The sequence below is a fragment of the Nonomuraea sp. NPDC023979 genome (assembly GCF_040639085.1).
GTDB lineage: Bacteria > Actinomycetota > Actinomycetes > Streptosporangiales > Streptosporangiaceae > Nonomuraea > Nonomuraea ceibae.
The window spans coordinates 36,270-49,037 of the sequence record NZ_JBEZZG010000023.1 but is presented as its reverse complement, the minus strand read 5'-3'; the positions used below and the strand labels follow the sequence as shown (position 1 = coordinate 49,037).

The following is a 12,768-nucleotide window of genomic DNA, read 5'->3' as shown; positions in this document are numbered from 1 at the left end:
TGCATGCACACAGGCCCCGTCGACTCCGCCCGGGTCCCGCGTTTCGCCGGACCCGCCACCTTCGCCCGTCTGCCCCGCCTCGACGAGGTGGGCCGCGCCGACGTGGCCGTGGTCGGAGTGCCGTTCGACAGCGGCGTCTCCTACCGGCCCGGCGCCCGGTTCGGCCCGTCGGCCGTGCGCGAGGCGTCGCGGCTGCTGCGGCCCTACCACCCCGGCCTGGACGTCTCCCCGTTCGAGCGGGTCCAGGTGGCCGACGCCGGTGACATCGCGGCCAACCCGTTCCACATCGGCGAGGCCATCGAGAGCATCGAGGCCGCCGCCGACGCGCTGGACGCCCGCCTGGTGACGATCGGCGGCGACCACACGATCGCGCTGCCGCTGCTGCGCTCGGCCGCCAGGAAGCACGGGCCGGTGGCGCTGCTGCACTTCGACGCCCACCTCGACACGTGGGACACCTACTTCGGCGCCGAGTACACGCACGGCACCCCGTTCCGGCGGGCCGTCGAGGAGGGCATCGTCGACACCGAGGCGCTCAGCCACGTCGGCATCCGCGGCCCCCTCTACGGCAAGAAGGACCTGGAGGAGGACCGGCGGCTCGGCTTCGGCATCCTCACCGCCGCCGACGTGCTGCGGCGCGGCCTCGACGAGGTGATCGACGCGCTGCGGCAGCGGATCGGCGACCGGCCGCTGTACGTGTCCGTCGACATCGACGTGCTCGACCCGGCGCACGCCCCCGGCACCGGCACCCCGGAGGCGGGCGGCCTGACCAGCCGCGAGCTGCTGGAGATCCTGCGCGGCCTGGCCGGGACGAACCTCGTCGGCGCGGACGTGGTCGAGGTGGCCCCCGCCTACGACCACGCCGAGATCACCTCCGTCGCCGCCTCCCACGTCGCCTACGACCTGGTCAGCCTGCTCGCCCTGCGGGAGAAGCCATGAGCACGAGCATCACCGAGATCGAGACGTATGGCGTCGAGCGCATCCCCGACGCCGAGCGCACCGCCCGGCCGGTCGACCTGTTCCGGGTCGCGTTCGGCGGCGCGAACACCTTCGCCACCTGTGTGCTGGGCGCCTTCCCGATCCTGTTCGGGCTGTCGTTCTGGCAGGGGCTGGCCGCGACCGTGCTCGGGCTGGCCGTCGGGGCGCTCATCCTGGCGCCGCTGTCGCTGTTCGGGCCGCTGAACGGGACCAACAACGCGGTGTCGTCCTCGGCGCACCTGGGCGTGCACGGCCGGATCGTCGGCTCGTTCCTGTCGCTGCTGACGGCGATCGCGTTCTTCTCCATCTCCGTGTGGTCCTCCGGCGACGCGCTCGTCGGCGGCGCGCACCGGCTGGTGGGGCTGCCCGACACCGACGTCACCTACGGCGTCGCGTACGCGCTGTTCGCCGGGCTCGTGCTGGTGGTGTGCGTGTACGGGTTCCGCTTCATGCTGTTCGTCAACAAGATCGCGGTGGCGGCGGCGTCGCTGCTGTTCGTGCTGGGCGCGGTCGCGTTCGCCGGCGACTTCGACCCGTCCTACCCGGGGACGCTGGCCGCCGGTGACCCATTGTTCTGGCCGTCGTTCATCGGGGCGGCGCTCATCGTGCTGTCGAACCCCGTGTCGTTCGGCGCGTTCCTGGGCGACTGGTCCCGCTACATCCCGGCCTCGACGCCGCGCTCGAAGGTGATGGCCGCCGCGTTCCTGTCGCAGATCGCCACCATCCTGCCGTTCTTCTTCGGCCTGGCCACCGCGTCGATCATCGCCGCCAAGGCCGCCGAGTACATGGACCCGGCCGCGCCCAACTACGTCGGCGGGCTGCTGGCCATCGCGCCCGCCTGGTACTTCGTGCCCGTCTGCCTCATCGCGCTGATCGGCGGCATGTCCACCGGCACCACGTCCCTCTACGGCACGGGGCTGGACTTCTCCAGCGTCTTCCCGCGCTTCTCGCGGGTGCGGGCGACGGTGTTCATCGGGACGCTGTCGATCGTGTTCATCTTCGTCGGCCGCTTCGCGGCCAACCTCACGCAGAGCATCTCCACGTTCGCCACCCTCATCATCACCTGCACCGCGCCGTGGATGGTGATCATGATGCTGGGGTACGTGACCCGCCGGGGCTGGTACGACCCGGAGGCGTTGCAGGTGTTCAACCGGAGGCAGACAGGCGGCCGCTACTGGTTCGCCCACGGCTGGAACGCGCGGGGGCTGGCCGCCTGGCTCGTCTCGGCGGCGCTGGCGCTGGCGTTCGTCAACCTGCCCGGCCAGTTCGTCGGGCCGCTCGGCGGGCTGGCGGGCGGGATCGACATCTCGTTGCCGGTCGGCCTGGGCACGGCGGCGGTGCTCTACCTGGCGCTGCTGGCCGTCTTCCCCGAGCCGCGCGAGGTCTACGGCCCCGACGGGCCGCGCCTGGTGCGCTCGGCCGACACCCCGGTGCCGCCGATCGCCGGGGCCGAGGCGGCGGCGTGAGCGGGGAGCTCGTCGACCTGTCGGTGCCGCTGACCACCGGGATGCCGGTCTACCCGGGCGACCCCGAGGTGAGCGTCGAGCCCGCGCTGACCACCGGCCGCGACGGCGTCAACGTGCTGCGGCTGCACCTGGGCTCGCAGTCGGGTACGCACGTCGACGCGCCCTACCACGTCGACGACACGCTGCCCCGGCTCGACGCCCTGCCGCTGGACCGCTTCGCCGGGCCCGCCGTGGTGGTGGACGCGCGCGGGCTGGGACCGCGGGCGGCCATCACGCCGGAGCGTCTGGGGGCCGTGCCTGCCGGGGCGCCGATCGTGCTCGTGGCGACCGGCTGGTCGGCCCACTGGGGGAGCGAGGCGTACCAGGCGCATCCGTACCTGACCGAGGAGGCGGCGGAGCTGCTGGTCGCGGCGGGGACGCGGACGGTGGGGATCGACGCGCTGAGCGTCGACCCGACGCCGGCGGCGGACTTCCCCGCCCACCGGGTGCTGTGCGGCGCCCACGCGGTGATCGCCGAGAACCTCACCGGGCTCGACCGGCTGCTGGAGGCGCAGGCGGCGGGCCTGGCGGTCGAGGTGTGGCTGATGCCGATCCGGCTCGGCGGCGCCGACGGGGCGCCGGTGCGGGCGGTGGCCCGCGTGGGTCAGCGCGTGCCCCAGGAGTAGGTCTGCTTGCGCAGCTTCAGGTAGACGAACGACTCGGTGGCGCGCACCGCCGGGATGGCGCGGATCTTGCTCAGGATCTCCAGCAGGTGGCTGTCGCCCTCGCACACCACTTCCACGATGACGTCGAAGGAGCCCGCCGTGAGCACCACGTAGTCGATCTCCGCGATCGCCGAGAGCTCGTCGGCCACGGCCTCCAGGTCGCCCTCGCAGGTGACGCCGATCATGGCCTGGCGGGGGAAGCCGAGCGTCAGCGGGTCGGTCACCGCGACGATCTGCATGACCCCGGCGTCCTGGAGGCGCTGGACCCGCTGCCGCACGGCTGCCTCGGACAGGCCGACCGCCTTGCCGATCGCGGCGTAGGGTTTGCGGCCGTCCGCCTGGAGCTGCTCGATGATCTGCTTGGCCAGGTCGTCGAGAACGACCGGACCCGGCGAGGCGCCGGAGCCGCGGCGCACCCGAGGCGGCGTCGTCATGGCGAGGAATCCTCCTAGCGGTCCGGCGTTACGGGGGCGTTCCCGCCGGGTTGCCGTCCTGGTGCGACATGTTGTCAGTTCTCGGCGCTCTGTCAAGCGAATTCGTAGCAATTTGATATCTTCACCACGAAATCCCTTGTCCTGATGCAAGTGCTCTGTAAGAGTCGCGGCATCTCAGCCACCCCACCAGGAGGTCATCACCTTGACCACCCGTCTGCAGAACTACGTCAACGGTGAGTTCGTGGACGCCAAGAGCGGCCGTTTCTCCGACGTCGTCGACCCGTGCACCGGGGAGGCCTACCTCCAGGCCCCGATCTCCGGCGCCGAGGACGTCGACGCGGCGTACGCCGCCGCGGCAGCCGCGTTCGAGTCGTGGGGGCGGACGACCCCGGGGGAGCGGGCGAACCTGCTGCTCAAGGTCGCTGACGCGATCGAGGCGCGGGCCGACGAGATCAACGAGGCCGAGTGCCTCAACACCGGCAAGCCGCGCGCCCGCATGGCCGAGGACGAGACCCCGGTCGCCGCCGACCACTTCCGCTTCTTCGCCGGCGCCGCCCGCACCCTGGAGGGCCCGACGGCCGGGGAGTTCCTGGCCGAGCACACCAGCGTCATCAGGCACGAGCCGATCGGCGTCATCGGCCAGGTCACGCCGTGGAACTACCCGATGATGATGGCGGTCTGGAAGATCGCCCCCGCGCTGGCGGCCGGCAACACGATCGTGCTCAAGCCGTCCGACACCACCCCGGCCTCCACGCTGAAGCTGGCCGAGATCCTGGGCAGCGTGCTGCCCGCGGGCGTGTTCAACGTCGTCACCGGTGACCGCGAGACCGGCGCCCTGGTCGTCGGCCACCCGACCGCCGCCATGGTCGCCATCACCGGCTCCGTCGGCGCCGGCATGTCGGTGGCCAGGAGCGCCGCCGACGACCTCAAGCGCGTCCATCTGGAGCTCGGCGGCAAGGCGCCCGTCGTGGTCTTCGACGACGTCAAGGACCTGCGCAAGGCCGCCGCCGACATCGCCGTCGCCGGCCTCTACAACGCAGGCCAGGACTGCACCGCCGCCTGCCGCGTGCTCGTGCAGGAGAGCGTCCACGACGAGTTCGTCGCCGCGCTCGCCGAGGCCGCCGCCGCGACCGTGACCGGCGACCTGTCGAACGAGGACGCGCTGTACGGCCCGCTCAACAACGAGCAGCAGCTCGCCCGCGTGCAGGGCTTCGTCGAGCGCGCCCCCGCGCACGCCAAGGTGCTCACCGGCGGTCACCGCGTGGGGGAGAAGGGCTACTTCTTCGCCCCGACCGTCATCGACGGCCTCAAGCAGGACGACGAGATGGTGCAGAACGAGGTCTTCGGCCCCGTCATCACCGTCCAGACGTTCACCGACGAGGCCGACGCCCTGGCCAAGGCCAACGACGTCCGCTACGGGCTGAGCAGCTCGGTGTGGACCTCCGACCACGGCCGGGCGATGCGGATGTCGAACCGGCTCGACTTCGGCGTCGTGTGGGTCAACACGCACATCCCGTTCGTCTCGGAGATGCCGCACGGCGGCTTCAAGCACTCCGGCTACGGCAAGGACCTCTCGGTGTTCGGCCTGCACGACTACACGAGGGTCAAGCACGTCATGCACTACATCGGCGAATAACGCACAAGGGACGAAACCTGGATATGGCCGAGCAAGGTTTGATCGAGCGGAGTGCGATCGAGCTTGAGGGGGTTGTCAAGGAATACCTCTCACATGGCGAGGTCGTCCAGGCGGTCAAGGGCGTGACGCTGGACATCGCCGAGGGGGAGTTCTTCTCCCTCCTCGGCCCGTCCGGGTGCGGCAAGACCACGACGATGCGCATGATCGCGGGCTTCGAGGAGCCCTCCAAGGGCGTGGTCCGGCTGCACGGCCAGGACGTCACGAACGTCCCGCCGAACCGGCGTGACGTGAACATGGTCTTCCAGTCCTACGCGCTGTTCCCGCACATGAGCGTGTGGGACAACGTGGCCTTCGGGCTGAAGCAGAAGAAGACGCCGCAGGAGGAGATCCGGCGGCGGGTCGGCGAGATGCTGGAGATCGTCGACCTCGGCGGCCGGGAGAAGCGCCGCCCGCGCGAGCTGTCCGGCGGGCAGCAGCAGCGGGTCGCGCTGGCCCGGGCACTGGTCAACCGGCCACGCGCGCTGCTGCTCGACGAGCCGCTCGGCGCGCTCGACCTCAAGCTCCGCCAGGCGATGCAACTGGAGCTCAAGCGCATCCAGCGCGAGGTCGGCATCACGTTCGTGTACGTGACGCACGACCAGAGCGAGGCGCTGACCATGAGCGACCGCATCGCGGTCATGAACGACGGCCTCGTCGAGCAGCTCGCCGGGCCGCGCGAGATCTACGAGCGGCCCGCCAGCACCTTCGTGGCGGGCTTCATCGGCACCTCCAACCTGCTGTCCGGCACCGCGGCCGGCGGCGTGCTGGAGACCGGCGGCGGCCGGGTGCTGGTGCCCGGCCACGACGGCGAGGTGTCGGTGACGATCCGGCCCGAGAAGATCCGCATCTCCGCGGACAAGCCCGACGGCGAGCTGAGCGCGCTGCCGGGCATCGTGGCGGAGGTCGTCTACCTGGGCACCTACACCAGCTATGCCGTGACCCTCGCCGACGGGGCCGAGATCACGGTGTTCCAGCAGAACGCGCAGGACGCGACCACCACCGCGGAGCGGGGCGACTCCGTGTGGCTGTCGTGGCAGGCGCGCCACTCCTATGTGATGGAGAGTCGATAGCACATCATGGACCGCCTGCACACCCCCGCCCTCGTCAGAGGGATGACCCAGCCCCGCACCCGCCGCGACGCGTTCAGGCTGGCCGGCCTGTCCGCCGCCGGGCTCGCGCTGGCCGCCTGCGGCGTTCAGGGCCAGAAGGCCGCGCCCCCCAAGCCCGACGCCGTCAAGGACTTCTGGGCCAAGCAGAAGAAGAACGGCAAGGTCGTCTTCGCCAACTGGCCCGAGTACATGCCCGAGGACCACGGGCCGCTGAAGAAGTTCCAGCAGGAGACCGGGATCTCCTACGAGTACAAAGAGGACATCAACGAGAACGCGGAGTTCTTCGGCAAGGCGGACCCGGTGCTGCGGGCGGGCCAGTCGCTGGGCTACGACATCGTCGTGATGACCAACGGCATCCAGCTCCAGCACATGATCGAGCTCGGCTACGCGGTGGCGCTCGACCAGAGCAGGATGCCGAACTTCCAGGCCAACGCGGGCGCCAAGTACAAGGAGCGCTCCTACGACCCCGGCAACGTCTACACGATGCCCTACGCCTCCGGCGTGACCGGGATCGCGTACAACACCAAGTACGTCAAGGACGAGCTGACCAGCATCGAGGCGCTGTTCGACGCCAAGTACGAGGGCCGGGTCGGCATGATGGCCGACGCCCAGGAGATCGGCAACTTCGGCATGATCGCCCTCGGCGTCGACCCGGAGAAGTCCACCGAGGACGACTGGAAGCGGGCCGGCGAGAAGCTCAAGGCGCAGCGCGAGGCCGGGATCGTGCGCAAGTACTACGACCAGAACTACATCGACGCCGTCTCCAGGGGCGACGTGTGGCTGACCATGGCCTGGTCGGGCGACGTGTTCCAGCGGCAGCTCGCGGGTGAGCCGGTCAAGTTCTACGTGCCCGAGGAGGGCGGCACGATCTGGACCGACAACATGCTCATCCCCAAGAACGCCGCCAACCCGGTCGACGCCATGACGCTGATGGACTACTTCTACAAGCCGGAGATCGCCGCCGAGCTGGATGAGTTCATCCAGTTCGTCACGCCGGTGCCCGCCGTGCAGGACCTGCTGCGCAAGAAGGCTGAGACCGCCTCGGGCGAGGACAAGCAGGCGCTGCTCGACATGGCCGACAGCCCGCTGATGTTCCCCACCGAGGCTGACTACGCCAAGCTGCGCAACTACACCAAGCTGACCACGGCGCAGGAGCAGGTGTTCAACCCGATCTTCCAGTCGATCACCCAGGCCTAGGCCGATGCGACGTCTCACCCCCTACCTGCTCGCGCTGCCGGGCTGGATGTGGCTGGCGATCTTCCTGGTGGTGCCGCTGGCCGCGATGGCGTCGGTGTCGCTGCAGACCGGCAACGTGATCGACGGCTTCGTCATGACGTTCAGCGTCTCCAACTACGGCGACGCCATCGGCGGCTACAGCACCCAGCTCGTCCGCTCCCTCGTGTACGGGGCGTGCGCCACGGTGGCGATGCTGGTCATCGGCTATCCGGTGGCGTACTGGATCGCGTTCAAGGGTGGCAGCCGCAAGTCGGTCTACCTGTTCCTGCTGCTGCTGCCGTTCTTCGTGTCGTTCGTGCTGCGCACGATCTCGTGGGGCTTCCTGCTGGCCGACGACGGCGTCCTGCTCGGCACGCTGAAGTCGTGGGGGCTGCTGCCGGCCGGCTTCCACGTGCTCGCCACGGCGTTCGCGGTGGTGGCGGGGCTGACGTACAACTGGCTGCCGTTCATGATCCTGCCGATCTACGTGGCGCTGGAGCGGGTCGACCCGCGCGTGGTGGAGGCGGCCCAGGACCTGTACGCGACGCGCGGGGCGGCCTTCCGCAAGGTGGTGCTGCCGCTGTCGCTGCCGGGCGTGTTCGCCGGGGTGCTGATGACGTTCGTGCCGGCGACGGCCGACCCGGTCAACGCGCAGGTGCTCGGCGGCACCGGCAACACCATGATCGGCAACATCATCCAGACCGAGTATCTGGTCAACAACGACTACCCGACGGCCTCGGCGCTGTCGTTCACGCTGATGGCGGTGCTGCTGGTGGGCATCTTCGCGTACGCCAGGGTGCTGGGCACCGAGAACGTCCTCGAGGCGGCGGCCCGATGAGGGGCGGCAGGCTGGGCGACCGGCTGCTGCACGCCTACACCTGGCTCATCATCGCCTGGCTGTCGGCGCCGATCGCGGTCATGGTGCTGTTCGGCTTCAACGACAAGCAGAGCAAGTCCAACGCGAGCTGGCAGGGCTTCACGCTGCGCTGGTACGAGGAGCTGTTCGCGATCGAGGGCCTGACCGAGGCGCTCGCGAACTCGCTGAAGATCGCGCTGGCCAGCACCGTCATCACCGTGGTGCTCGGCACGACGCTGGGGCTGGCGCTCGGCAGGCACCGCTTCCGCGGCCGGGGCGCGACGAACTTCCTGGTGTTCGCCGCGATCTCCACGCCCGAGCTGGTCATGGGCGCGTCGCTGCTGTCGCTGTTCGTCTCGGCCGGCGTCTGGCGTGACGCGATGACGATCACGATCGCGCACGTGCTGTTCTCGCTGTCGTTCGTGACCGTGACGGTCCGGGCCAGGGTCGTCACGCTGGACCCGGCGCTGGAGGAGGCGGCCAAGGACCTCGGCGCGTCCGCGTGGGGCACGTTCCGGCAGGTCACGCTGCCGTCGATCATGCCCGGCGTGCTGGCCGGGGCGATGCTGGCGTTCGCGCTGTCCATCGACGACTATGTCGTCACGAGCTTCGTCAACGGCTCCACCCCGACGTTCCCGCTGTGGATCATCGGGTCGGTGAAGACGGGCATTCCCCCGCAGGTGAACGTGATGGGTACGCTGATCTTCGGCATCGGCGTGCTGATCGCGATCGTCAACGCGGTCGCCGCCCGCCGCCGGATGTGACACGTACTTCTCGGCCACGAGCAGTTTCCGACCCAGAACAGGGAGGCGAGATCGGATTCCGGCGGGGGGAACCCGCGCGTGATCACCAATTTGGTCCCGCAATTTCACAAAATAAGACACCGTAAGGGAAGTGGGATTTGTGGATCCGCTGAAGGCGCTGGCTGACGCGGAGCGCAAGCCGTACTGGCTGGACAGCCCGGCCAGACCCGAGCCGCGACCGCGGCTCGACAGCAACACCACCGCCGACCTCGTCGTCGTCGGCGGAGGCTTCTCGGGGCTGTGGACGGCCCTGATGGCCAAGGAACGCGACCCCGGCCAGGACGTCGTCCTGCTGGAGGGCCGCCGCATCGGCTGGGCGGCATCCGGCCGCAACGGCGGGTTCTGCATGGCGACCCTCACCCACGGCCTGTCCAACGGGCTGGAGCGCTGGCCGGACGAGATCGACCGGCTGGAGCGCATGGGCGCCGACAACCTCGACGAGATCGAGCGGACGCTGGAGCGCTACGGCGTCGACTGCTCCTTCGAACGCACCGGAGAGCTCAACGTCGCCACCGAGCCGTGGCAGCTCGACGCTCTCCAGGAGAACCTCGACGTCATCGACCGGCTCGGCCTCGACTACGTGCCCCTCGACCAGGACCAGGTCCGGGCCGAGGTCAACTCGCCCACCTACCTGGGCGGGCTGTGGGAGCGCAGCGGCTGCGCCATGCTCGACCCGGCCCGGCTCGCCTGGGGACTGCGCGACGCGTGCGTGCGCCTCGGCGTGCGGGTGTACGAGCGCAGCCCGGTCCGCTCGATGCACGACGACGGCGACACGATCGAGCTGCGCACCCCCCGGGGCGCCGTGTCCGGCCGCCGGGTGGCGCTCGGCACCGGCGTCTTCCCGCCGCTGCTGCGCCGGCTCAAGCACTTCGTGGTGCCGGTGTACGACTACGCGCTGATGACCGAGCCGCTCAGCGACGCCCAGCTCGCCGAGATCGGCTGGCGCAACCGGCAGGGCGTCGGCGACTCGGCCAACCAGTTCCACTACTACCGGCTGACCGACGACAACCGCATCCTGTGGGGCGGCTACGACGCCGTCTACTACAACGGCGGCCAGGTCAAGGCCGAGTACGACCAGCGCGACGAGACGTTCGTCAAGCTCGCCGGGCACTTCTACACCACGTTCCCGCAGCTCGACGAGGTGCGCTTCACCCACCGGTGGGGCGGCGTGATCGACACGTGCAGCCGGTTCAGCGCCTTCTACGGGCAGGCGCACGGCGGCAGGCTCGCCTACGCCACCGGCTACACCGGCATGGGCGTCGGCGCCACCCGCTTCGGCGCCAACGTCATGCTCGACCTGCTCTCCGGCGAGCGGACCGAGCGGACCGAGCTGCGCATGGTCAAGGAGAAGCCCGTCCCGTTCCCGCCCGAGCCGGTGCGGTCGGGGGTGATCCAGTTCACCCGCTGGTCCATCGCCCAGGCCGACCAGCACCAGGGCAGGCGCAACCTGTGGCTGCGCGCCCTGGACCGGATGGGGCTCGGCTTCGACTCCTGATCGCGACGCCCGCGGCTCCGCGCCGCGGGCGTTCCGCGTCACACTGGGAGCATGAGAGTCGAGTTCGCCGTCGACGGCGTCGTGCTGGCGGGAGACCTGCGGGTGCCCGGCGGGCCGGGGCCGCACCCCGCCCTCGTGTTCACCGGTCCCTTCACGGGCGTGCGTGACCAGGTCACCGGGCTCTACGCCGAGCGCCTGACCGCCGAGGGCTTCGTCACGCTCGCCTTCGACCACCGCAACTGGGGCGAGTCGGGCGGCGAGCCGCGCTGCCACGAGGACCCCCAGGGCAAGCTGCACGACCTGCGCGCGGCGGTGTCGTTCCTGCGCGCCCGGCCCGAGGTCGACGCCGGCCGGATCGGGGCCGTGGGCATCTGCCTGGGCGGCGGCTACGCGCTCAAGTTCGCCGCCTTCGACCCCCGCGTCAAGGCGTTCGCGGGCATCGCCGGGGCCTACAACAACCCGTACGCGATGCGGTCGGGCATGGACTACGCGGCGGTGCTGGCCTCGTTCGCCGAGGTGCTGGAGCGCCAGGACCAGGGCGGGCCGGTCGCCTACCTGCCCGCGGTGGCCGAGGAGGGCGAGGCCGCCATGCCCGGCGACGAGCCGTACGCCTACTACGGGACCGACCGCTCAGCGTCCCCCCACTGGGACAACCGGGTCACCCGGGCGAGCGTCCGCGAGCTGGTCACGATGGACAACATGATGGGCGCCGACTTCCTGTCGCCCCGCCCGGCGCTGATCGTGCACAGCGTCGTGGACCGGTTCTGCTCGCCGGAGGGCGCCGAGGAGGCGTACAAGCGGCTCGACGAGCCCAAGCGGCTCGTCTGGATCGACGCCAAGCAGCACGTCGACCTCTACGACCGCGAGCCGTACGTGACGCAGGCCGTCGAGGCGACGGCCGGGTTCCTGCGCGAGCACCTCTAGGGTTGGCGCGCGCGGCGGCTGGGCAGGAGATCGGCTGACCCCCGGTGAGATCACGGGGGGTAGGGCGTGCGTGCGCGATCATGGGCCGCGGTGGCGGTTCTGCTGCTGGTGACGGGGTGCGAGAGCGAGGCCGCGGCGCCCGTGCGGGGCTCGGCGGGCGTGGCGGCGCGGCTGCCCGCCGCGGCGGCCCGGTGCGTGCTGACGCTGCCCGACGCGAAGGCGGGCCGGACGGCCAAGGCCAGGCTGACACGCCAGGTGGCCCGCTACCTCGACCGCAGGCCGGGGCGTGTCGCCTACAGCGCGCTCGACCTGGTCTCCGGCGTGACGATCGGCCACCGCGCGCACGAACGCGGCATGATCACCGCCAGCGGGTCCAAGGTCGACATCCTCATGGCCCTGCTGGCCCGCCGGAAGCAGCCGCTGCGCGGCAGCGAGCGCGACCTGGCCGCGCGCATGATCAGGGAGAGCGACAACCAGGCCGCCGACACGCTGTGGTGGCGGGCCGGCGGCGGCCCCGGGCTGGCCGCCTTCTACCGCAAGCTCGGCCTGCGCGAGACGACGCCCGGAGCGGGCCGCTACTGGGGCGGCACCACCACCACGCCCGCCGACCGCGTCAAGCTGCTCAAACTGCTCGCCGAAGGCGGCAGGGGACTGCGGGCCGCCGACCGGGAGCACGTGCTCGGGCTGATGGGCCGCGTCCACCGCGACCAGGACTGGGGCGTCAGCGCCGCCGCCAGGCCCGGCGACCGGGTGGCGCTCAAGAACGGCTGGACGCCCCGGCCGTTCGTGCACAACACCTGGGCCGTCACCAGCTACGGCCGCGTCACCGGGCCGGGGCGCGACCTGCTGCTGTCGGTGCAGACCGACCACCAGCCCGGCGAGAGCCACGGCATCGCCACCATCGAGGGCCTGGCCAAGCTCGTCGGCGACCGCCTGGACGCCCTCGCGCCCAGCAGGACCCGGGCCTGCGAGGCCGGGCCGACCGCGTAGGATGACTCCGTCGCGTCTCGCACGCGCCTGATAGACCGCTCGGCGGCCGGCCCTCCTGCCGGTATCACCCCGGTCGAAGCCCACCAGACGGTGCGCTCCTCCGGGACGGCTCCGTCTTGACC

Annotated in this window: 12 protein-coding genes; 11 read left to right on the top strand and 1 reads right to left on the bottom strand. The window is 70.8% G+C overall.

What is annotated here, in order from left to right:
- The first annotated feature begins 3 nt into the window (after positions 1-3).
- The 3 genes from speB to AB0G11_RS32220 are packed head-to-tail and all read left to right on the top strand — an operon-like array spanning position 4 to position 3,106.
- Positions 4-936 carry an agmatinase gene (gene speB / locus AB0G11_RS32230; RefSeq protein ID WP_357590396.1) on the top strand — a complete coding sequence of 311 codons (933 nt, stop codon included), beginning with the start codon at positions 4-6 and terminating at the stop codon, positions 934-936.
- The gene (locus AB0G11_RS32225; protein ID WP_357590394.1) at positions 933-2,441 is read left to right on the top strand and encodes a cytosine permease; all 1,509 of its coding nucleotides are present in this window, start codon (positions 933-935) and stop codon (positions 2,439-2,441) included. The genes speB and AB0G11_RS32225 overlap by 4 nt, the downstream gene beginning before the upstream one ends.
- A complete protein-coding gene (locus AB0G11_RS32220; protein WP_357590392.1) occupies positions 2,438-3,106 on the top strand; it encodes a cyclase family protein in 669 nt (222 codons plus the stop codon). Before AB0G11_RS32225 ends, AB0G11_RS32220 begins: the two co-directional genes overlap by 4 nt.
- On the opposite strand, the gene AB0G11_RS32215 is transcribed toward AB0G11_RS32220, so the two are convergent.
- On the bottom strand, positions 3,085-3,579 hold the full coding sequence (locus AB0G11_RS32215) for an Lrp/AsnC family transcriptional regulator (protein WP_219509977.1): 495 nt from the start codon (positions 3,577-3,579) through the stop codon (positions 3,085-3,087). The two genes, AB0G11_RS32220 and AB0G11_RS32215, sit on opposite strands and share 22 nt — an antisense overlap.
- Positions 3,580-3,781: 202 nt before the next feature.
- On the opposite strand from AB0G11_RS32215, the gene AB0G11_RS32210 reads away from it, so the two are divergent.
- From AB0G11_RS32210 to AB0G11_RS32175, 8 genes are all read left to right on the top strand, one after another.
- Positions 3,782-5,215, top strand: a complete 1,434-nt coding sequence (locus AB0G11_RS32210) for a gamma-aminobutyraldehyde dehydrogenase (RefSeq protein ID WP_357590390.1) — start codon at positions 3,782-3,784, stop codon at positions 5,213-5,215.
- Positions 5,216-5,253: 38 nt separating this feature from the next.
- Positions 5,254-6,324, top strand: coding sequence for an ABC transporter ATP-binding protein (locus tag AB0G11_RS32205; protein WP_357590388.1), 1,071 nt, complete (start codon positions 5,254-5,256; stop codon positions 6,322-6,324).
- A 6-nt stretch (positions 6,325-6,330) separates the two neighbouring features.
- Positions 6,331-7,560 (top strand): spermidine/putrescine ABC transporter substrate-binding protein, encoded by a 1,230-nt coding sequence (locus AB0G11_RS32200; protein ID WP_219509974.1) that lies wholly within the window; start codon positions 6,331-6,333, stop codon positions 7,558-7,560.
- 4 nt (positions 7,561-7,564) lie between these two features.
- Complete coding sequence (locus AB0G11_RS32195) at positions 7,565-8,416, top strand: ABC transporter permease (protein ID WP_219509973.1); 852 nt, start codon at positions 7,565-7,567, stop codon at positions 8,414-8,416.
- Complete coding sequence (locus AB0G11_RS32190; RefSeq protein ID WP_219509971.1) at positions 8,413-9,198, top strand: ABC transporter permease; 786 nt, start codon at positions 8,413-8,415, stop codon at positions 9,196-9,198. Before AB0G11_RS32195 ends, AB0G11_RS32190 begins: the two co-directional genes overlap by 4 nt.
- Positions 9,199-9,337: 139 nt before the next feature.
- The gene (locus AB0G11_RS32185) at positions 9,338-10,732 is read left to right on the top strand and encodes an FAD-dependent oxidoreductase (protein WP_357590508.1); all 1,395 of its coding nucleotides are present in this window, start codon (positions 9,338-9,340) and stop codon (positions 10,730-10,732) included.
- 51 nt (positions 10,733-10,783) lie between these two features.
- Positions 10,784-11,656 carry an alpha/beta hydrolase gene (locus AB0G11_RS32180; protein ID WP_357590386.1) on the top strand — a complete coding sequence of 291 codons (873 nt, stop codon included), beginning with the start codon at positions 10,784-10,786 and terminating at the stop codon, positions 11,654-11,656.
- Between the two features lie 90 nt (positions 11,657-11,746).
- The gene (locus AB0G11_RS32175) at positions 11,747-12,646 is read left to right on the top strand and encodes a serine hydrolase (protein ID WP_357590384.1); all 900 of its coding nucleotides are present in this window, start codon (positions 11,747-11,749) and stop codon (positions 12,644-12,646) included.
- Positions 12,647-12,768: the final 122 nt, after the last annotated feature.

Excerpts from the sequence above, each read along its gene's own strand:
- speB (WP_357590396.1), top strand. The coding sequence starts at position 4 with ATGCACACAGGCCCCGTCGACTCCGCCCGGGTCCCGCGTTTCGCCGGA.
- AB0G11_RS32225 (WP_357590394.1), top strand. The coding sequence starts at position 933 with ATGAGCACGAGCATCACCGAGATCGAGACGTATGGCGTCGAGCGCATC.
- AB0G11_RS32215 (WP_219509977.1), bottom strand. The coding sequence starts at position 3,579 with ATGACGACGCCGCCTCGGGTGCGCCGCGGCTCCGGCGCCTCGCCGGGT.
- AB0G11_RS32200 (WP_219509974.1), top strand. The coding sequence starts at position 6,331 with ATGGACCGCCTGCACACCCCCGCCCTCGTCAGAGGGATGACCCAGCCC.
- AB0G11_RS32195 (WP_219509973.1), top strand. The coding sequence starts at position 7,565 with ATGCGACGTCTCACCCCCTACCTGCTCGCGCTGCCGGGCTGGATGTGG.
- AB0G11_RS32190 (WP_219509971.1), top strand. The coding sequence starts at position 8,413 with ATGAGGGGCGGCAGGCTGGGCGACCGGCTGCTGCACGCCTACACCTGG.
- AB0G11_RS32180 (WP_357590386.1), top strand. The coding sequence starts at position 10,784 with ATGAGAGTCGAGTTCGCCGTCGACGGCGTCGTGCTGGCGGGAGACCTG.